This is a genomic window from bacterium endosymbiont of Pedicinus badii (assembly GCF_002075085.1).
Taxonomy (GTDB): Bacteria; Pseudomonadota; Gammaproteobacteria; order Enterobacterales; family Enterobacteriaceae; genus PRUG.
On the sequence record NZ_LKAS01000001.1, the window covers coordinates 118,782 to 138,904 of the forward strand.

The 20,123-nt window shown below is 23.3% G+C and carries 23 protein-coding genes and 1 tRNA gene; 19 read left to right on the plus strand and 5 right to left on the minus strand.

Annotation, left to right across the window (positions count from 1 at the left end; all coding sequences use genetic code 11):
• Window positions 1-23 precede the first annotated feature (23 nt).
• The 11 genes from infC to AOQ89_RS00700 all read left to right on the plus strand — a co-directional run bounded on the left by infC (window position 24) and on the right by AOQ89_RS00700 (window position 9,739).
• Window positions 24-551, plus strand: a complete 528-nt coding sequence (gene infC / locus AOQ89_RS00650) for a translation initiation factor IF-3 (protein WP_143715369.1) — start codon at window positions 24-26, stop codon at window positions 549-551.
• Window positions 552-555: 4 nt separating this feature from the next.
• The gene (gene rpmI / locus AOQ89_RS00655) at window positions 556-753 is read left to right on the plus strand and encodes a 50S ribosomal protein L35 (RefSeq protein WP_080872630.1); all 198 of its coding nucleotides are present in this window, start codon (window positions 556-558) and stop codon (window positions 751-753) included.
• A 23-nt stretch (window positions 754-776) separates the two neighbouring features.
• Window positions 777-1,139 carry a 50S ribosomal protein L20 gene (gene rplT, locus AOQ89_RS00660; RefSeq protein WP_080872346.1) on the plus strand — a complete coding sequence of 121 codons (363 nt, stop codon included), beginning with the start codon at window positions 777-779 and terminating at the stop codon, window positions 1,137-1,139.
• A gap of 76 nt (window positions 1,140-1,215) precedes the next feature.
• Window positions 1,216-1,968: a phenylalanine--tRNA ligase subunit alpha gene (gene pheS, locus AOQ89_RS00665; protein WP_080872347.1), complete on the plus strand. Its 753-nt coding sequence runs from the start codon at window positions 1,216-1,218 to the stop codon at window positions 1,966-1,968.
• A gap of 18 nt (window positions 1,969-1,986) precedes the next feature.
• On the plus strand, window positions 1,987-4,317 hold the full coding sequence (gene pheT / locus AOQ89_RS00670; RefSeq protein ID WP_080872349.1) for a phenylalanine--tRNA ligase subunit beta: 2,331 nt from the start codon (window positions 1,987-1,989) through the stop codon (window positions 4,315-4,317).
• A gap of 8 nt (window positions 4,318-4,325) precedes the next feature.
• Window positions 4,326-4,649 (plus strand): HesB/IscA family protein, encoded by a 324-nt coding sequence (locus AOQ89_RS00675; RefSeq protein ID WP_080872350.1) that lies wholly within the window; start codon window positions 4,326-4,328, stop codon window positions 4,647-4,649.
• An 8-nt stretch (window positions 4,650-4,657) separates the two neighbouring features.
• Window positions 4,658-6,109: a Fe-S cluster assembly protein SufB gene (gene sufB / locus AOQ89_RS00680; RefSeq protein WP_080872352.1), complete on the plus strand. Its 1,452-nt coding sequence runs from the start codon at window positions 4,658-4,660 to the stop codon at window positions 6,107-6,109.
• A 26-nt stretch (window positions 6,110-6,135) separates the two neighbouring features.
• On the plus strand, window positions 6,136-6,879 hold the full coding sequence (gene sufC / locus AOQ89_RS00685) for a Fe-S cluster assembly ATPase SufC (protein ID WP_080872353.1): 744 nt from the start codon (window positions 6,136-6,138) through the stop codon (window positions 6,877-6,879).
• A 459-nt stretch (window positions 6,880-7,338) separates the two neighbouring features.
• Window positions 7,339-8,076, plus strand: a complete 738-nt coding sequence (locus tag AOQ89_RS03030; RefSeq protein WP_280938073.1) for a SufB/SufD family protein — start codon at window positions 7,339-7,341, stop codon at window positions 8,074-8,076.
• Window positions 8,073-9,305: a SufS family cysteine desulfurase gene (locus tag AOQ89_RS00695; RefSeq protein ID WP_080872356.1), complete on the plus strand. Its 1,233-nt coding sequence runs from the start codon at window positions 8,073-8,075 to the stop codon at window positions 9,303-9,305. The genes AOQ89_RS03030 and AOQ89_RS00695 overlap by 4 nt, the downstream gene beginning before the upstream one ends.
• A gap of 17 nt (window positions 9,306-9,322) precedes the next feature.
• Entirely contained in the window at window positions 9,323-9,739 is a 417-nt protein-coding gene (locus tag AOQ89_RS00700; protein ID WP_080872358.1) for a SufE family protein, read from the plus strand.
• 39 nt (window positions 9,740-9,778) lie between these two features.
• On the opposite strand, the gene AOQ89_RS00705 is transcribed toward AOQ89_RS00700, so the two are convergent.
• The 3 genes from AOQ89_RS00705 to AOQ89_RS00715 all read right to left on the minus strand — a co-directional run bounded on the left by AOQ89_RS00705 (window position 9,779) and on the right by AOQ89_RS00715 (window position 11,601).
• Window positions 9,779-10,009 carry an LPP leucine zipper domain-containing protein gene (locus AOQ89_RS00705; protein ID WP_080872361.1) on the minus strand — a complete coding sequence of 77 codons (231 nt, stop codon included), beginning with the start codon at window positions 10,007-10,009 and terminating at the stop codon, window positions 9,779-9,781.
• Window positions 10,010-10,083: 74 nt separating this feature from the next.
• Window positions 10,084-10,155 (minus strand) — tRNA-Val (locus tag AOQ89_RS00710).
• 99 nt (window positions 10,156-10,254) lie between these two features.
• Window positions 10,255-11,601 (minus strand): MATE family efflux transporter, encoded by a 1,347-nt coding sequence (locus tag AOQ89_RS00715; protein ID WP_080872363.1) that lies wholly within the window; start codon window positions 11,599-11,601, stop codon window positions 10,255-10,257.
• A 125-nt stretch (window positions 11,602-11,726) separates the two neighbouring features.
• Between AOQ89_RS00715 and AOQ89_RS00720 the strand changes: the two genes are divergently transcribed.
• Together AOQ89_RS00720 and grxD are read left to right on the plus strand one after the other, a co-directional pair.
• The gene (locus AOQ89_RS00720; protein ID WP_080872366.1) at window positions 11,727-12,335 is read left to right on the plus strand and encodes a riboflavin synthase subunit alpha; all 609 of its coding nucleotides are present in this window, start codon (window positions 11,727-11,729) and stop codon (window positions 12,333-12,335) included.
• A 9-nt stretch (window positions 12,336-12,344) separates the two neighbouring features.
• Window positions 12,345-12,662: a Grx4 family monothiol glutaredoxin gene (gene grxD / locus AOQ89_RS00725; protein WP_080872369.1), complete on the plus strand. Its 318-nt coding sequence runs from the start codon at window positions 12,345-12,347 to the stop codon at window positions 12,660-12,662.
• Here the strand turns inward: grxD and rnt are convergent.
• Window positions 12,643-13,284 carry a ribonuclease T gene (rnt, locus tag AOQ89_RS00730; protein WP_080872371.1) on the minus strand — a complete coding sequence of 214 codons (642 nt, stop codon included), beginning with the start codon at window positions 13,282-13,284 and terminating at the stop codon, window positions 12,643-12,645. The two genes, grxD and rnt, sit on opposite strands and share 20 nt — an antisense overlap.
• A gap of 115 nt (window positions 13,285-13,399) precedes the next feature.
• Between rnt and pdxH the strand changes: the two genes are divergently transcribed.
• A complete protein-coding gene (gene pdxH / locus AOQ89_RS00735) occupies window positions 13,400-14,014 on the plus strand; it encodes a pyridoxamine 5'-phosphate oxidase (RefSeq protein ID WP_080872374.1) in 615 nt (204 codons plus the stop codon).
• A 1-nt stretch (window position 14,015) separates the two neighbouring features.
• On the plus strand, window positions 14,016-15,281 hold the full coding sequence (tyrS, locus tag AOQ89_RS00740; RefSeq protein WP_080872378.1) for a tyrosine--tRNA ligase: 1,266 nt from the start codon (window positions 14,016-14,018) through the stop codon (window positions 15,279-15,281).
• On the opposite strand, the gene nth is transcribed toward tyrS, so the two are convergent.
• Window positions 15,264-15,908, minus strand: a complete 645-nt coding sequence (gene nth / locus AOQ89_RS00745) for an endonuclease III (protein ID WP_080872381.1) — start codon at window positions 15,906-15,908, stop codon at window positions 15,264-15,266. The genes tyrS and nth overlap by 18 nt on opposite strands.
• Before the next feature lie 112 nt (window positions 15,909-16,020).
• Here nth and AOQ89_RS00750 point away from each other — a divergent pair, with 112 nt between their 5' ends.
• From AOQ89_RS00750 to AOQ89_RS00765, 4 genes are all read left to right on the plus strand, one after another.
• A complete protein-coding gene (locus tag AOQ89_RS00750; RefSeq protein WP_080872383.1) occupies window positions 16,021-17,862 on the plus strand; it encodes an inverse autotransporter beta domain-containing protein in 1,842 nt (613 codons plus the stop codon).
• A gap of 84 nt (window positions 17,863-17,946) precedes the next feature.
• Window positions 17,947-18,735: an enoyl-ACP reductase FabI gene (locus AOQ89_RS00755; RefSeq protein WP_080872385.1), complete on the plus strand. Its 789-nt coding sequence runs from the start codon at window positions 17,947-17,949 to the stop codon at window positions 18,733-18,735.
• A gap of 53 nt (window positions 18,736-18,788) precedes the next feature.
• Window positions 18,789-19,376 (plus strand): GTP cyclohydrolase II, encoded by a 588-nt coding sequence (ribA, locus tag AOQ89_RS00760; protein WP_080872387.1) that lies wholly within the window; start codon window positions 18,789-18,791, stop codon window positions 19,374-19,376.
• A gap of 17 nt (window positions 19,377-19,393) precedes the next feature.
• Window positions 19,394-20,104, plus strand: a complete 711-nt coding sequence (locus AOQ89_RS00765) for an SDR family NAD(P)-dependent oxidoreductase (protein ID WP_080872389.1) — start codon at window positions 19,394-19,396, stop codon at window positions 20,102-20,104.
• Window positions 20,105-20,123 lie beyond the last annotated feature (19 nt).

Sequence of the window (20,123 nt, forward strand, 5' to 3'; positions counted from 1 at the left end):
TAAAAGTAAATAGAAGATTTCAAATGCTTAAAACACATAGAATTAATCGAGAAATTTTTGCTAAAAAAGTTAGATTAACAGATACTAAAGGTATACAAATTGGAATAGTTGATTTAGAAAAAGCTTTGAAAAAAGCAAAAGAATTAGAAATGGATTTAGTAGAAATCAGTCCAAATTCTAAACCTCCCGTTTGTAGAATTATGAATTACGGTAAATTCATATATAAAAAGAATAAATCCATAAAAAAACAAAAAAAAAAACAAAAAACTGTACAAATTAAGGAGATTAAATTTCGTCCTAATACTGAATTAGGAGATTATAAAATAAAAATAAGAAATCTGATAAAATTTTTAAAAGATGGAGATAAAACAAAAATTACTGTTCGATTCAGAGGGAGAGAAATTGTACACAAAGATATTGGAATTAGTATGTTATATCGTATAAAAAATGATTTAAATTCTTTTGGAAAAGTTGAATTTTTTTCAAAAAAAATAGAAGGAAGACAAATAACCATGATTGTTGCTCCAAAAATTTTTAATAGAAATAAATAAATATATGAATAAAATAAAAACACTTCATAGTGCAGCAAAAAGATTTAAAAGAATTTCTTTAAATAAAATCAAAAGAAAAAAAGCAAATTTAAGACATATTTTAACAAAAAAAAATTCTAATAGAAAAAGAAAATTAAGAAAAAAATCTTTAGTTTCTAAAAGTGATATTTCTTTAATAAAACGTTGTTTACCTAATTTTTAGTAGATAAATTTGGAGACCAATAAATGGCAAGAGTTAAAAGAGGAAAAACAGCACATGCTAGACACAAAAAAATTCTAAAACTTGCAAAAGGATACTATGGTTCTAGATCTAGAACATATAGATCTGCTTTACAGTCTGTTACAAAATCTAGACAATATTCTTATAGAGATAGAAGAAATAAAAAAAGAGAATTTAGAAAATTATGGATTATAAGAATTGCTTTATCTTGCAAAAATAGTGGCATTTCTTATAGTAAATTTATTTTTGGATTAAAACAACTTTCTATAAAAATAAATAGAAAAATTTTATCTGATATGGCAATTAGAAATAAAACATATTTTAGATATTTATTAGAAAAAACAAAAAAACATCTTTCTATTCAATAATTTAAGGAAAATCTAAAATATCTACTAATGGAAATAAAATTTTGTATTTGCAAATAGTAAGTATTTATAATATAAAATGAAAAAAAAAAAAGAAAAAAATTATCACTTTTTTAAAAAATACGAAAAAGATTTTAGTTTACCAGGTAAAAAAAACACAATAGGTTCTATACATATAATTAATCAGACAATACAAAAATCTGTTTTTATACTTAAAAAATTTGGATTTTTTTTAGAAAGTGGAAAAGAAATAGAAGATTCGTACCACAATTTTACTGCACTCAACGTACCTGAAAATCACCCTTCAAGAGATGAAAAAGACACTTTTTGGATTAGTAAAAATAAACTATTAAGAACACAAACTTCTGGAGTACAAATAAGAATACTAAAAAAAAAAAAAATTCCTACTAAAGTAATCTCTTTTGGAAAAGTTTATAGAAAAGATTATGATAAAACCCATACTCCTATGTTTCATCAAATAGAAGGATTTTATGTAGATAAAAACGTAAATTTTTTGTACTTAAAAAATATATTAATAAATTTTATAAAAGAATTTTTTGAAAAAAAAATTCAGTTTCGTTTTAGATGTTCATACTTTCCATTTACTGAACCTTCTTTTGAAATTGATATCTCAAAAGATGATCGTTGGATTGAAGTATTAGGATGCGGTATGATTCATCCAAAAGTTTTAAAAAATGTAGGTATAGATTGCAATAAATATTCTGGATTTGCTTTTGGAATTGGAATAGAAAGACTAGCTTCTATAAAGTACGAAGTAGAAGATATAAGACTATTTTTTGAAAATGATGTACGTTTTCTTAAACAATTTTGATTAGTTGGTATTTAATACATGAAAATTAGTAAAAATTGGCTCCAAGAATGGATAAAAATAAAAATTTCAAAAAAAATTCTAAAAAAAATTACAAATATTGGAATAGAAGTTAGAAAAATAGCTCCTTTTTATAAAAAAAAAAATTTTCTTTCTATAGGAAAAATTATTAGTTATAAAAAAATTCAAAATTCTTATGCAGGCAAAGAATTTCTTATAGATATAGGAAAAAATTTTTTTTTAGTGGTTCTCTCTAAAGAAAAAGATTTGAAAAAAAATACTTTTGTAGTTGTTTCGTATTTTCAAGATGAAAAGAATGAGAAAAAAAAAATTGGAAAATTTTGTTATTTTTCTGACTTCATAAAAAATGAAAGAAAAAAAATTATTACAATACAAGAAAAATCTTTTTTAGGAAAAGATTTTAAAAAATATATGATGCTAAATGATAGTATTATACATTTTAGTACACTTCCTAACAGACCAGATTTTAATAGTTTAATTGGAATTGCTAGAGAACTATCTTTTTACACAAAAAAAAAATTAAAAAATAAAATTTATAAAAAATTCAATCCTACTTTTGAGTATCCTATAAAATTTAAAAAAAAAATTAAGAGTTCTTCTTTTTATCATTGTAGTTTAGTAATTAAAAATCTAGATACTAAAAAAAAAACTCCTTTATGGATGAAAATAAAACTACTAAAAAGTGGAATTCAAACAAAAAATGCAATTATTGATGTCTTAAATTACATTTTTTTAGAATTAGGACAACCGATTAATTTTTTTGATTTTCAAATGATTGGAAAATTAGTAGTAATTAGAAATTCTAAAGAAAACGAAGAATTTTATTATGAAAATAAGAAAAAAATTTTTCTAAAAAAAAATACTATTGTCTTATCTAATCAAAAAAGCATTTTTTCTATAGTTGGAATAAGAAAAAATCAAATATTTAGCAAAGTATCAAAAGATATATTTTTAGAAACTACTATACTTCCTATAGAATTTATAAAAAAGAATTTAAAAAATCATCATTTAAATCAATTTTACAAATCTCACACGAAAGGAATAGATATTAAAACACAAAAATTTGCTTTGAAAAAAGCTGCTTATTTTATTGCATCTATCTGTAAAGGAAGATGTAGCGAAATTTTTGAATATTCTTCGGAGCCTAAAACAGAAAAAAAGATTGTCTTGCATGAAAAAAAAATAAAAAAAGTTTTAGGATTTAGAATAAGTAGAAAAATAGTAAAAAAGATTTTACAAAAAATAGGATTTTTAGTGAAAGAAAAAAAAGAAAATTTTTGTGTTTTTTCTCCTACTTGGAGATTTGATATAAAATACGAAGAAGATTTAATAGAAGAAATAATTAAAAATTTTAATCATAATAAATTTTTTTTAGAAGAAAAAAAATTTTATGAAAATAAAAAATTCGAAAACAATTACTTATTGGAACAAGATATAAAAAAAATACTTATTGCAAGAGGATATTATGAGATAATTTCTTATAGTTTTGTAGACTCTAGTCTACAATCTTTGTTGTTTCCAAAAAAAAAATTTATTTTTCTAAAAAATCCTATTTCGAATAATATGTCTGTACTAAGAGCTTCATTGCAAATAGGACTAATTTCAACTTGTTTATACAATATAAATAGAAAAAATAATTCAGTTAGATTTTTTGAATTTGGAAAAGTATTTTTTTATAAAGATAATAATTACTGTAAAAAAAAGATAATACAAGAGAATTTTTTATCTGGAATATCTACTAAAGAAGAATTTTTACATTGGAAAGATAAAAAAAATTATTTGGATTTTTATGATATTAAAGGAGATTTAGAAGCTATATTTTTTTATTTGGATATTCATGATAGAGTCGCTTTTAAAAAAACGAATACTCCTTTTCTCAATAAGAAATGTAGTTCTGATATATTTTTAAATGAAAAAAATATAGGTTTTGTAGGATTTTTAAAAAAAGAAATAAGACAAAAAATAAAACTTAAAAAAGAAATTTTTCTTTTTGAAATATTTTGGGATAAGATTCCAAATAAAAAACACAAAAAATTCAGAAATTTTTCGAAATATCCTTTTAGTATAAGAGATATTTCTATGATTATCAAACAAAATATTACTTTTGGAAAAATTTTAAAAGAATGTAAAAAAATTAAGCAAAAAGAAAATGTAGAATTCAGTTTAATAGATGTATACATAGGAGAAAATATACCTATAGGGTATAAAAGTTATACAATTTCTTTAAAAATACAAGGAATGTTCCATACTATAAACGAAAAAGAAACGGAAAAAATAGTAAAGAAATATACTACTATGTTGGAAAAAAAATTTCTTGCAAAAATTAGATAAAATACAAAATGATAAAAATAACTTATTTAGCAAAGGAAAAATTTTTAGAAATATTTACTAAAGATAAGAAAACAATAGGTATAGAAATTGTTATTAAAAAATCAGGTTGTGCAGGATTAGAATACGGAATAGAAAAAATGTATTCTAAAACAAATGCTCTTCTTTTGTACAAAAAAAATAAAATAAAAATTTTTTCTCAAAAAAAAAATTTAAAAATTCTAAAAGGAACAAAAATAGATTTTATACAAGATGAATTAAATAGCTCTTTTAAGTTTTATAATCCTAACGCAATTTCAATATGTGGTTGTGGAGAAAGTTTTAATACTGAGTAAGATACAAAATGGAAAAAAAAATGAAGAAAATCTTTAGTAAAAAAAGAAAATACAATTTAGGTTTTTATACAAAAATTAGAACAGAAGAATTTAAAAAAGGATTGAATAAAGATATAATTTATAAGATTTCTGAAAAAAGAAAAGAACCATCTTGGATGCTGAATTTTCGAATTAAAGCATACCAAACTTGGAAAAAAATGAAAGAACCACATTGGTTAAAAGGGAAGTACCGAACAATTGATTATAATAAATATAGCTACTATTCTGCTCCTAAGTATATAAATAATACAGAACAAAATTCTATAGAAAGAAAAAAACATCAAAATTCTAAGAAACAAATAAAAAATACTTTTACTAAACTTGGTGTTCCAATAAAAAAAAATTCTACTATTGCAGTAGATGCAATCTTTGATTCTGTATCTGTATTTACCACTTCAAAAAAAGAAATTTCTAATTTAGGAATTATTTTTTGTTCATTTAACGAGGCAATACATAATTATCCTGATTTAGTAAAAAAATATTTGGGTTATGTAGTTCCCATAGGGGATAATTTTTTCTCTACTTTAAATTCTGCAGTTGCTTCAGATGGAACTTTTATATACATTCCAAAAAATGTTCGTTGTCCTATAGATTTGTCTACTTATTTTAGAATTAATTCTAAAAAAACAAATCAATTTGAAAGAACTATACTAATTGCAGATGAGGGAAGTTATGTTAGTTATATTGAAGGATGTTCTGCTCCTATAAGAAAAAAAAATCAACTTCACGCTGCTGTGGTAGAAGTTATATTATTGAAAAATTCTACTGTTAAATACGCTACTGTACAGAATTGGTATTCTGGAAAGAATAAATCAAGTGGAATACTAAATTTTGTAACTAAAAGAGCATTGTGTGAAGGAGAAAATTCAAAAATGTCTTGGGCTCAGTCAGAGACAGGATCTTCAATCACTTGGAAGTATCCTAGTGTTATTTTAAAAGGAAATAATTCTAGAGGAAAGTTTTTTTCTGTTTCTTTTACTAGTGGATTTCAACAAGCAGATACAGGAACAAAAATGATTCATATTGGAAAAAATACAAAATCTACTATTATTTCTAAGGGAATTTCTACTAATTGTAGTTCAAATACTTATAGAGGTTTAGTAAGTATTAAAAAAACAGCTAAAAATTCGCATAATTTTACACAGTGCGATTCTATTTTAGTTGGAGAAAAATGCAGTTCGCATACTTTTCCAAGTATTAAGGTAGATAATAAAGATTCTATAGTAGAACATGAGGCTTCTACATCAAAAATAGGAGAAAGGCAAATTTTTTATTGTACGCAAAGAGGTATGAATGAAGAAGAAGCAATTTCTATAATAATACATGGTTTTTGCAAAGAAATTTTTTTAAAATTTCCTTTAGAATTTGCTATAGAAGCACAAGAGCTTCTATCAGTAAATTTAGAAAACACAGTTGGATAATTGATAAAATTTATGGAAAATAAAATATGTTAATGATAAAAAATCTTTGTGTTAAAGTAAAGAAAAAAAAAATTTTAGAAAATTTTAGTCTACATGTCAATTCTGGAGAAGTACATGCAATTATGGGTCCAAATGGTTCTGGAAAGAGTACTTTTGTAGAAACTTTAGCAGGAAATAAAAATTTTTTTGTCGAAAAAGGAGAAATACTTTTTAGAAAAAAAAATCTACTTTCATTACGAACAGAAGAAAGAGCAGGAGAAGGTATATTTATAACTTTTCAAAATCCTATAGAAATTCCTGGAGTAAATAATAAAAATTTTTTAAAAACTTCTTTAAATTCAATAAGAAAGTATAGAAAACAAAAATTATTAGATACTTTAGAATTTGAAAATCTTATACAAAAAAAAATAGTTTCTCTTGGAATTTCTAAAGATTTTTTAAATAGATATTTTAACGTTGGTTTTTCAGGAGGAGAAAAAAAAAAAAACGAAATTTTACAAATGGCTATTTTGGATCCAATACTTTCTGTGCTAGATGAAATAGATTCTGGTTTGGATATTGATGCTCTAAAAACAGTTGCAAATAGTATAAATCATTTACAAAATGCTCAGAAATCTTTGATTATTATTACTCATTATCCAAGAATATTAAAATATATTCGTCCTAATTTTGTTCATATATTAAACAAAAAAAAAATTGTAGCTTCTGAAGATTTTTCTATAATTAAAAAAATTGAGGAACAAGGATATGAATATTTTAAAGGAAAATAAAAAAATTATTTTAGAAAATTTTTTTTTAAAAAAAATTTTCTTTTAAAAAATAAAAAAGACCTTTTTTATTTTAAAAACAAAAGGTACAAAAAAAATCTACTAGATAAAAAAATTTTTTATAAAATAAAAGAAAATAAATTAAGAAATATTTTAAAATATATCAAATTTGAAAATCTTTATAAAAAAATAGAAGTAGAAAATTCTTATTTTGTCTTTTTCTTTAATGGAAATCTTTTATTAGAAAAATCAGTAAATAATTTTGGATATTGGAGAATAAAAAGAAAAAAAAGAAAAATTTATAAGGAAAGTTTATTTAATTGTATTGAAAAATTAAGTGATGAAAAAAATTGTTTTTTCCTTCCAGAAAATAAAATAGAAAAAAAAAACTTATGTTTATTATATATAAATTACGATTATGAAAATAAATTAAATAATTTATTTTGTTCAAATGAGTTTCAAATAGGAAAATATTCTTTTGGAAAAATAATAGAAATTTATACTGATATTAAAAAAAATACATATTTTATAGGACAAAATACAGATATTACACTAAAAGAAAATTCAGAATGTAGATATTTAAAATTTTGTACGGAAAATACAAAAAATTTATATATTGGAAATACTAGAATTTCGTTAGAGAAAAATTCTAGTTTGAAATCAAACTTTTTTATTTCTTCTTATAAGAACTGCAAAAATCAAATTTATTCTTATTTAGGAAAAAGTGCAAAAATTTCTATTGATAGTCTGATTTTAGTTGAAAAAAATAAAAAAAATCAAATTAGTACTCGTATATTTCATAATAAATCTGGTTCTATAAGTAAACAAAATCATAAGATTATTACTAAAAATTTTGGAAAAGGTTATTTTTCTGGATTAGTTAAAATATATAAAAATTCTAATAATTCTTATGCAATAGTGAAAAATCAAAATTTATTATTAGAAAAATTTTCTAAAGTAAGTTCGCATCCTAATTTAGAAATTTACAACAAAGATGTGTTTTGTAAACATAGTGCTACTGTATTTAAAGTGGAAAAAAAAATTGTTTTTTATCTTTTAACTAGGGGTATATCTAAAAAAAAAATAAGAAAATTATTAATTTTAGCATTTGTTAAAAAAATAAAGAGAAAAATAGAAATTAAAGAAGTTAAAAAAATTTTCTCCCTTCAAATAACAGAATTTTTAAAGGAAAAAAAATGATTTTTAGTACAGAAAAAATTAGAAAGCAATTTCCAATATTTAGTAAAAAAATGAAAAATGGTAAAAAATTAATTTATTTTGATAACGCAGCTACAACACAGAAACCAATTTCAGTAATTGAAAGAGAAATGCATTTTTATAAATACGAGTATTCATCTATACACAGAGGTGTGTACTATTTAAGTGATAAAGCTACTGAAATAGTAGAAGAAGTAAGAAAAAAAGTAGCAAATTTTATTAATGCGAAATCAAATAGAGAGGTAATTTTTACCAAAGGAACCACAGAAGGAATTAATTTCTTAGCAAATACTTTAGGAAAATTTTTAAAAAAAAATGATACTATAATATCTACTATTGCAGAGCATCATTCAAATTTTGTACCTTGGCAAATTTTGTCAAAAAAAAAAAATATAGATTTAAAGTTAGTTAGTATTTTAAAAAATGGAAACTTAGATTATAAGGATTTTCTTTCACTAATAAATAGTAGAGTAAAAATAGTCACTATTGCTCATATTTCAAATGTTTTAGGGAAAATAAATCCAATTTTTAAAATTATTAAAAAAATTAGAAAAAAAAGAAAAGATATCATAATAATAATAGATGGAGCACAATCTATTGCGCATCAAAAAATTGATGTACAAAAATTAGATTGTGATTTCTATGTTTTTTCTGCACACAAAATGTACGGTCCTTCTGGTTTAGGAATACTATTTGGAAAAAAAAAACTTCTAAAAAATATTTCTCCTTGGGAATTTGGAGGCGCTATGGTTCGTTCTGTAAGTTTAAAAAAAACTACATTTCAAGAGTTTCCTTGGAAATTTGAATCTGGAACAACTAATATTTCTGGAATAGTTGCTTTAGGAGAATCAATAAAATTTATAAAAAAAATAGGAATAGAAAAAATTATAAATCATGAAAAAAATTTATTTAAGTATGCTTTAGAAAAATTTAAAAATATTAAGGATATTAAGTTTTATCAAAATTACGAAAGTGATTGTTACATAGGGATTATACCTTTTAATATAAAAGAATATAATTCCTATGATATAGGACTACTACTAGACAAATTTGGTATAGCAATTCGTACAGGACACCATTGCGCTATGCCTCTAATGAGTTTTTTTGGTGTTAGCGGAATGTGTAGAGTATCTTTTGGTATATACAATGAAATTTCAGAAATTGATTATTTTATTAGTAAAATAGAAAAAATAAGAAAAATATTACTTTAAATGGAGACTGTTATGCAATGAAAAAAAAAAAACTTCTAGAGCATTTTTTTACATTTTCTTCATGGGAAGAAAAGTATTGCTATATTATAGAATTAGGTAAAAAACTTAAAAAATTTCCAGAAAGTAAAAAAACGAAAAATAATTTAATTCATGGATGCCAAAATAAGTCTTGGATATACTTAAAAAAAGTAAAAACAAAAAAAAATTACAAAATAGTTTTTTTTGGAGAAAGTGAAGCTTTAATTGTAAAAGGACTGATGGCTATACTATTTATTTTTTACGAAGATTTGAGTTGTTCTGAAATTATTAATTTCGATGCAAAAAAAATTTTTAAAAAAATTGCATTAGATCAATACTTAACATTTTCTAGAAGTCAAAGTTTACACTATATTTTTGAACATATAAAAAAAATACTTCTTTCTATGAAAAAGTAAAAACAGTGCTAAAGCACTGTTTTTTTTTGAAAGAAAAACTTATTTTTTATAAGAAGAAGCTTGATTATCTAATCTTTGATTAGCTCTATTTGCTTCTTCTTTGGTATTTTGAATATCTGTTCTAATACCGTTAATTTCGTTGTTTATTTGATCGACCTTTTCGTTTAAATTTTGTACATCAGAAGATAATTGTTCAAATTTGTTTCCATTATTAGCACAACCAGAAATAAAAAGAAAACTTATAATGCTAAAAAAAAGTATACGATTCATTTATTTTTTCCTAAAAGGTATAAAATTTTCATTATTATTACAATTATAATTTTTCTATTTTCTTATATTGTTACTACGTCTGAGTGGATTTGAACCACTGCCCCCTACCAAGTCAAGGTAGTGCTCTTCCACTGAGCTACAGACGTAAAAAAAAATATGAAAATAGCAATGAATTCAATTATATTATTTAACTGAATTTTTTCAATAGAAAAATGGCATTTTTATAAAATATATTAAATAAAATTCTATCGCAATTTTTTTTGTATCCAAATCATTCTGGAGATCATTAAAACTGCAGAAACCATTAATCCAATTACGAATCCTATCCAAAATCCTTTTGTTCCCATTTTAGGAACAATGAAATTAGTTAAGGCCAAAATATATCCAAATGGAAATGCTATAATCCAATAAGAAAAGAAGGTGATTAAAAATATCGATTTTGTATCTTTATATCCTCTAAGAATTCCATTTCCTATTACTTGTATAGAATCAAAAATTTGATAGATTGAAGAAAATAGCATTAGATTAGAAGCTATGGAAACTATTTTAGGATCCTGATTATAAAGAAATACTATTTTTTCTTTCATAAGAATAGTAAAACTAGCGGTAAGTATAGCAATTAAAATTCCAATTATTAATCCAGATATAGCACTAATTTTTGCTAGATGTTTATTTTTTTCTCCTAATTTTGTTCCTACTCTTATAGTGGTAGCAGATCCTATTGATAAAGGCAAAACAAACATTAAAGAACTGAAATTTAAAGCTATTTGGTGTCCAGAGATATCGAATATACCTAAATGTGCAATAAATATCGGAACCATAGCAAATAAAGTGACTTCAAAAAAAAGAGAAAGTGCTAATGGTATACCTAAAATAAGTATTTTCTTTATTGTGAATAAATTTGGTTTTTTTAGTGAAAAAATATTTTTTGAATTCTTAAATTTTTTAGAATTTTTTATATATATTTTAAGAGAAAAAAACATAATCCAATAAACTACAGAAGTTGCTATTCCGCATCCTATTCCACCAAATTTAGGAAATCCTAATTTTCCATTAATCAAAACATAATTTATCGGAATATTACTAATTAATCCTATTGAACTAATAATCATACTTGGAACTGTATACGATAGACCTTCGCATTTGCATCGTAAAACTTGAAAAAGTAAATATCCAGGAACACCCCACAATAGACATCTTAAAAAACTAACAGATTTTTCTGCTAATTTTGAATCCATTTCTTTAATGCAGTATATAAGAAGGTGACTGTTATAAAGAACAATCATAATTATAATAGAAATAAATATAGATAACCAAATAGCTTGTTGAATTTGCTTTGGAATACTTTTTTGTAGATTAGAACCTTTCATTTGAGCAACTATAGGAGTTAAGGCAAGAAGTATACCGTGACCGAATAGTATAATTGGAAGCCAAATTGAAGTTCCAAGAGAGACAGCAGCCATATCAATAGCACTTATAGTACCAGACATAACTGTGTCTACTACACCCATAGAAGTTTGAAATATTTGTGTAAAAACTACAGGAATTGCTAAAATTACTAAAGTTTTTATCTCTTTAAAATATTTTTGCAAAAAAAATCCTTTATTTTTAGCTTTTATAAAATTTATATGTATACTATCTATAAATAAAAATATCTTCTATACGAATTATATTATATTTTTTAAAATAGTGAATTTTTTTTAATTAGAGAATAAGAATGTTTACAGGAATAATACAAGAAACGGCAAAAATTTTAGAAATTAAAAAACAGAAGTATTTTTACACACATACTATTTGCCTTTCAGAAAAACTTTTATCAGGTTTGAAGGTAGGATCATCAATATCGTATAATGGTTGCTGCTTAACAGTTACAAAAATTTTAAAAAATTTAGTAGATTTTGAAATTATTAGAGAAACTTTAGAAAAAACTAATCTAAAGTTTCTAAAAATAAATGAAGTAGTAAATATAGAAAGATCTTTAAAAATTTCAGAAGAAATAAATGGGCACATTGTATACGGTCATATTATGGGAAAAGCTAAAATTATTAAAATAATTTCTAGAGGAATAGGAAAAAAAATTTGGTTTTTATTAGAAAAAGAAAAATTAAATAAGTACATTATTGAACAAGGATCTATTAGTATAGATGGTATTAGCCTAACTATATCTGATAAAAAAAATGATTCTTTTGCTATCAATTTTATTCCAGAAACGATAAGATCAACAAATATTAAGTATAGAAGTATTTTGGATATTGTAAATGTAGAATTTGATGTTTTTGCTAAATTTGTGGTAGATTCTGTAAAAAGAACTTTAAAAAACATGTAGGTCAAAACTATGAAAAAAATTTTTAAAAAAATAGAAAATCAAATTTCAAATAATAAAGTTATACTTTATATGAAAGGAACACCTGAAGAACCAAAATGTGGATTTTCTGCACAAGTAGTAAAAATACTACTAAAAAATAAAGTAAAATTTGCGTATGTTGATGTTTTAAAAGATATAGAAATACGAAATTTCTTACCAAAATACTCAAAATGGCCTACATTTCCTCAATTATGGGTAAAAAGAAAATTAATAGGAGGTTGTGATATAGTTGTACATTTAGATAAAAAAGATCAGCTTGCTAAAATCTTTAAAAAAAACGATTGCTAGTAAAGTTTCTTACTTTATTCCATATATTTATAATTTTACAGAATAATTCTGCTGTCTTTTTCACATCGTATAAAGCTGAATGTGCTTCTCTATTATTGAAAGAAATTTTTGCAGCATAACAAGCTTTCGCTAATACAGTTTGTCCAAAAATTAGTGCTCCTAAAGTAGCTGTATCAAAAGTGACGAATGAATGAAAAGGATTGTATTTTATTTTTGATCTTTTTGCAGCTTCTTTAATAAACTTATGATCAAATGCAGAATTATGTGCAACTAAAACTGCTTTTTTACAGTTTTCTTTTTTCAGACTTAAAAAAGCTATTTTAAATAAATTTTCAATTGCTTCTTTTTCTGTAATTGCTTGTCTAAAAGGAGATTCTGGATCGATTTTATTGCATTCCAAAGATTCAGGATTTAGTATAGATCCATTAAAAGGAATAATATGAAAATTTAAAATTTTTTTAATTTTTATCCATCCCATTTTGTTCATTTCTAAAATAGCAAAAGCTATTTCTAATAGAGCATTTTTTTTAGAATTTAATCCACTAGTTTCTGTATCTACAACAATTGGAAACAATCCTTGAAATCTTGTTTTAAAAGTATTTTTTTTATTTTTTTCAGTCATATACAGTACTTGAAGTATTTATAAAAATTATAATTATATGAAAAATTTTATTTTTTTAAAACATGATATAATAAAAATAAAAGTAAAAATTTTTCAGAAATTTAATTAATTTCTCATGAAAAAAAAGAAAAAAAAAAATAAAAGCAAGAAGACAATAAATCCTATTATACTATTTAAAAGATGGATGAAAATAGCTAAATTTTCTCCAAAAATATCGTACTTTAATGCAATGATACTTGCCACATTTGGTATAGATGAGTACCCTTATCAAAGAATTGTGTTCTTAAAAAAAATGGACCAAAAAGGTATAGTTTTTTATACTAACTTTCAAAGTAGAAAAGCAAAACAAATTTCTAATAGTGAAAAAATTAGTCTTCATTTTCCTTGGCAAGAAATAAATAGACAAGTTCTAATTTTAGGAACAGCAAGGATGCTTAAAATACAAGAGTCAAAAAAATATTTTTATTCTAGACCAAAAGAACATCAGATCTCTGCTATATCTTCTCATCAATCGGAGATAATTTTTAGTAGAAAAAAACTACTTAATAGTTTTATAAAATTGAAAAGAAAATTTAGAAATAAAAATGTTCCGTTTCCAAATTTTTGTGGAGGATATTTAGTGGAGATAAAATCTATAGAATTTTGGAAAAAATCAAAATACAGATTACATGAAAGGATAGTATACAAAAAAATAAAGAATAATTGGATCTTAAATAGACTTTCTCCATAAAATGAAAAAAACAAAAAATATAATAAAATATCTAAAAAATAGAGATCTTTTACACGGAATTACTAAACAAAAAGAATTAGAAAAAGAGTTTGAAAAAAATAAAATGCATTCTATCTATTGTGGATTTGACACAAACGACGATAGTTTGCATATAGGACATTTAGCGATTCTACTAATTTTAAGAAAATTTCAAAAAGAAGGCCATAAACCAATAGTACTATTAGGAAATGCAACTGCTATTATTGGAGATCCTAGTTTCAGAAAAATAAAAAGAAATTTAGAAAAATTACAAAATATAAAAGAATTTACAAAAAAAATAAAGTTACAAATTTTAAGAATTTTAAATTTTAAATACGGAAAAAATAAAGCTGTTATAGAAACTAATAATAGTTGGTTTTTTTCTATGAAACTAATAAAATTTTTAAAAAAAGTAGGAAACAATTTTTCTATTAAAAATATGATTCAAAAAGAATCTATACAAAATAGACTTAAACAAAAAAAGAAAAGTTGTTCTTTTTCTGAATTTACGTACAGTTTAATGCAAAGTTATGATTATCTACATTTGTATAAGAAACATAATGTTATACTCCAAATAGGAGGTTCAGATCAATGGGGTAATATTGTTTCTGGTATTTATTTGATAAAAAAAACTTTAAATAAAAAAGTTTATGGAATAACAGTACAACTGGTGACTGATAAAAAAGAAAAAAAGTTTGGAAAAACAGAAAAAAATACCATTTGGTTAGATAAAAAAAAAACTAGTCCGTACCAATTTTATCAATTTTTTATTAATATATCTGATTTAAAGATAAAAAAATTTTTAAGAATTTTTACTTCTTTATCAAAAAAAACAATAGATCTTATTATGAAGAACAAGAAAAAAGCCCAAAAAGTACTAGCTGAAAAAATTACAAAAAAAGTACATGGAAGTATAGGACTATCTTCTGCTAAAAAAATTTCTAAAATCTTATTTTTAAAAGAAATTTCTAAATTGAAAGAAAAAGATTTTTCTTTTCTTCTAAATAATGGAATACCTAATCTTTTGATAAAAAATTTTTTTGATTTACAGTCTATTCTAGTAGCATGTAAATTATCTACTTCTAAAAGAAATTCAAGAGAATTAATTAGATCAAACGCAATCTTTATCAATAAAAAATTAAATAATAAAGAAGATTATATAATAGATTCCAAAGATTTTATTTATGAAAAGTACATACTTATCAGAAAAGGAAAAAAAAATTACGTTCTATTATTTAAAAAAAAATAGGAATTTTTTTTTATATTCGCATAAATCAGAAATATTACAAGAAATACAAAATGGATTTTTAGAAGTACAAATGTATCTTCCGTGTAGGACAAACCAATTGTTAATGTAAGGTTTAAATTTTTTTGGTACTTTAGAATCTAGTATTTTTTGCATATCTGGTATATTTTTTGCTATAGCAAATTTTGTTCTATTACACACTCTATAAACATGCGTATCTATTGCTATAGTATTTTTTTTAAAAATCGTGCTTGCAATTAAATTTGCAGTTTTTCTTCCAACCCCTGGTAAAATTTTTAAATTTTTTATTTTATTTGGAACTTTTCCGTTAAAATCTTTTAATAAAATTTTACATATTTTTATTATATTTACTGTTTTTTTTCTAAAAAATCCTATAGGATATATGATTTTCTCTAATTTTTTGTATCCTAATTTTATTATTAATTTAGGAGTATTAGCTAATTTAAAAAGTTTTTTTGTAATTCTATTTACTACAGAATCTTTAGCTCTAGCAGAAAGCACTGCAGATACTAAAAATTCAAATTCTGTTTTATAAGAAAGTTCTACTTTAGGAGTAGGATTATTACTATAAAATCTAAGAAGAATTTCTTTTCTTTTTTTGTTATTCATACTATTTTAAAGTATATAAATTTTAATTTTATAAAATTATTGAATTTTTTTTTTTTTTTTGTTAAACTGGAAGTAACGTAAAAAATTTGTAACTAAATTAACAAAAAAATATATGCAAATACTAAATAAATTTTATTCTTTTTTCAAAATTTTTGCTATATTTTCTGTACTTTTTTCTTCTATAGTGAAAAGTTCTTTCGCACAATACGAAAGTAAAGAAGAAGAATCAGAAGAAAAGTATAGAGAGCAACAAATAAAAGAAGAAGAAATTATTAATGAACCCAAACAGGAATACTCTAGAGAAATAGAAGAAATTAAAAGAGAAAATCATAGTATTTCTGGAGAAATAACTACAAAAAATATAAATAAAAATAATCAATACGAAAAATCCTTTGACTTGTTTTTACCATTTAAAGAAAAAGAAAAGAAAATATTTTTTAGTCAATTTGGAATAAGAAACGTAGAAAACAGAAATATTATCAATTTTGGAATCGGAAAAAGATTTGCTGGAAATAATTGGATAAGTGGCTATAATGCATTTTACGATTCTCAAATGTCTGAAAATATGCATCAAAGAATAGGAGTAGGAACAGAGTATCAAAGAAAATTCTTATATCTTTCTTTAAATGGATATTATGGAATATCTTCTCCTAATTATTCTGAGCTAAATACTAAACAAAAAGCAAAAAGTGGATGCGACTTATATGCAATAGGATGGTTTTCTAATTTTCCGCAAATAAATGGAAAAATTAAACTAGAAAAATATTTTGGAAGAAATATTAATTATCAAGACAAAATTAGATTAAATAGTCCTAATATCATTACTGTAGGAATTAGATACAATCCAATACCTCTACTAAAATTGGATGTAGATAATGTTTTTTGTTCTAATAAAAAAAGAAATACTATTTTTGGAATATCTATAAACTATAGTACAGATAAATCTATTTCAAAACAATCAAATCCTTTTTATTCACAAAAAGAGGAAATAAAAAATAGTTTTTATCAAACTGTAAAGAGAAATAACGTAATAGTTCTAAGTGAACAATCATTTTATGAACCAGAGTTTCAAGAAGTAAGAAAAAGAAAAAGTAAAAAAGATAGAAGAAATTCATATAGAGTAGAAGGAAATGAACAAGCTCGTGAACTAGCTAGATCTGAATTTGAATTTAAACCTCTAAAACCAAAAAAATCAAGTCCATCTAGAAAAAGATCTAGATCTAGATCATCAGAAAGAAATAAAGGCATGGTGATGAAAAAAGGAGTATTCCAAAATATTCCTATTTTAACAAAAGAAATGAATGCTGATGTTGAAGAAACAGTACAAGCAACTAAAGATATAGAAGCAGAGAAAGAAAGACAAAAATCTAGAATAGAACAATTGGAAAAAGAGATGGCTGCTATACCACCACCTCCACCTCCGCCACCACCACCATCTATGCCAGAAGTAATACAAATTGCAGAAAAAACTTCTGTGAAGTCTGAACAACCGGAACAATTGAGAAGTGCTAATACTTCTCAATTTGCTACCCAAAATAGTCAACAAGATCTTAGAGCTAGGTTATTAGAGGAAATAAAACAACCAAGAAAACTTAGAAGTATTAAAGATAATCCACCTCCAGTTCCAAAAAAACCTACTCCTCAACAAGTAGCTGCTGTTTTGAAAAAAGAAGAAAATGTAGATATTAGAGCTAAATTGTTAGAAGAAATTAAACAACCAAGAAAATTGAGAAGTATTAAAAGTCCTGCTCCAATTAAATATGTAGAGTCTCAAAAAGTTTCTTCTACTATAGAAAGTGAAAATAGCAAAAATTTTAGAGAAAAATTGTTAGAAGAAATTCGACAACCTAGAAAGTTAAAAAATATTAAAAGTATTTTCCGTACAGATGAACCAGAACAACAAGTAGAAGAAAGAAAATTTATAGCTGTTCATTTAAATAAAGATTTAGAATAAATGAAGTATAGTGCATCAATCAATTAAATTAAATTAAATTTTATATTTAAAATATTTTTAAAATTCAAATTTAAGGAATAAAAAATGGGGTTTTTATCAAAAAAATCAATTTTGATAACAGGTATTTCTAGCAAAAAATCCATTGCTTATGGAATTGCTAAAGTACTAAAAACACATGGAGCAAATTTAGCTTTGTCTTTCCAAAACGAAAGATTAAGAGAAAAAGTACAAAAAATAGCAGAAGAAATTGATTGTAGTATAGTTATTCCCTGTGATGTATCAAGAACTAAAGAAATAGAGAATTTGTTTAAAATATTAAAAAAATCTTGGAATACATTTGATGGAATTGTGCATTCAATAGCTTTCGCTCCAAAAAATCAATTACAAGGAACATATTTAGATTCGATAACAAAAGACGCATTTTTAAAAACACATGAAATTAGTGCGTATAGTCTTTCTGAAATGATAAAGAGTAGTATTCATATGTTCAACAAAAATTTTTCTGCAGTTACAATTACATATTTAGGTTCTGAAAAAGTAGTACAAAATTATAATGTAATGGGTATTGCTAAAGCTTCATTAGAAGCAAGTGTAAAGTATCTTTCGTATTCTTTAGGAAAATTAGGTTTTAGAATTAACGCAATTTCTTCTGGACCAATTAAAACTATTGCAGCTCTTGGAATAAAAAATTTTAAAAAAATGCTCTCTTCTTTCAAAAAAATTTGTCCTTTAAATAGATTAGTAACTATCGAAGAAATTGGAAATACCTGTTTATTTTTGCTTTCCAATCTTTCTTCCGGTATCAATGGAGAAATTATTCATGTAGATGGTGGATTTAATAAACTTTCTCCTTCTCTAATCATTGAAGAATAAATTTTTAAAAATTAAAAATTAAAAATTTTTAATTTTTAAAAAATTACAAATATATGCAAATTAAATATATAAAAAAAGCAAATTTACCTACTCTTTGGGGAAACTTTTTAATTTTTGGATTCGAAGAAATAAAAAATAAAAATAATCATATCGCTTTAGTTTTAGGAAAAGTGCAAAATAAAGAAAAAATTTTAACTCGTATACATTCCGAATGCTTGACAGGAGATTCACTTTTTAGTTTAAGATGCGATTGCGGATTTCAATTAAAAGAATCATTAAAGAGAATTGCTAAAAATAAAAAAGGAGTTCTTATATACCACAGACAAGAAGGTAGAGGAATAGGACTTTTGAATAAAATTCGTGCATACTCCCTACAAGATGAAAAAGGAATGGATACAGTAGAAGCAAACTACAAATTAGGATTCTCTGCGGATGAAAGAAATTTTACAATATGTGCAGAGATAATAAATTTTTTAAAAATAAAATCTATTAATTTACTAACTAATAATCCTGAAAAATTAGAATTTTTAAAGAATTTTGGAATTATAGTAAATAAAAGAATTCCTTTGGTAGTTGGAATCAATCCTAAAAATAAACAGTATCTAAAAACAAAAGAAAAAAAAATGGGCCATATTCTGTAGGTATCAAATAAAAATTAATGCTAAAAAACAAAAATATACTAATAACAGGAGCAAATAGAGGAATTGGAAAGCAAGCTGCAATTACTTATTCTAAACACGGAGCAAATGTAATTTTAGTTGGAAAAAGAAAAAAAAGTCTTATGGAAGTCAAAAAAAAATTAGATAAATATAAGACAAAATCTGAAGTAATTTGTTTTGATCTAAACTGTTTTGAAAAAAATAAATACGTAAGTTTTATTAAGAAAGTAAAAAAGAATTTTTCTTGTTTAGATGGTTTACTAAATAATGCTTCTATTTTAGGAAGTTTAAAAAAAATACAAAATCAAAGATTTTATAATATAAAAAAAGTTTTTATAGTCAATTTTTTTAGTGTATTTATTATAACTAAATACTTAATTCCTGTTTTACTAAAATCAAAAAATTCTTCTGTAGTATTTACCACTTCAAATGCGACGCAAAAAATAAAAAAGAAATGGGCAATTTATGCAATTTCAAAAATTTCTACAGAAGGAATTATGAAAGCATTTGTTTCAGAATTTTTAAAAAATAAAAATATAAGATTTAATTGTATTAATCCAGGAAGAGTTGCAACTGGTATGAGAAAAAAAGCGTATCCTAAAGAAAAATCAAAAAAAAAGTTAAAGAAAACAAATCAAATTATGAATAAATATCTATATTTAATGAGTGAAGAAAGTAAAAAAGAGAACGGAAAAATTTTTTTAGCATAAGAATTCATTTTAATCTATT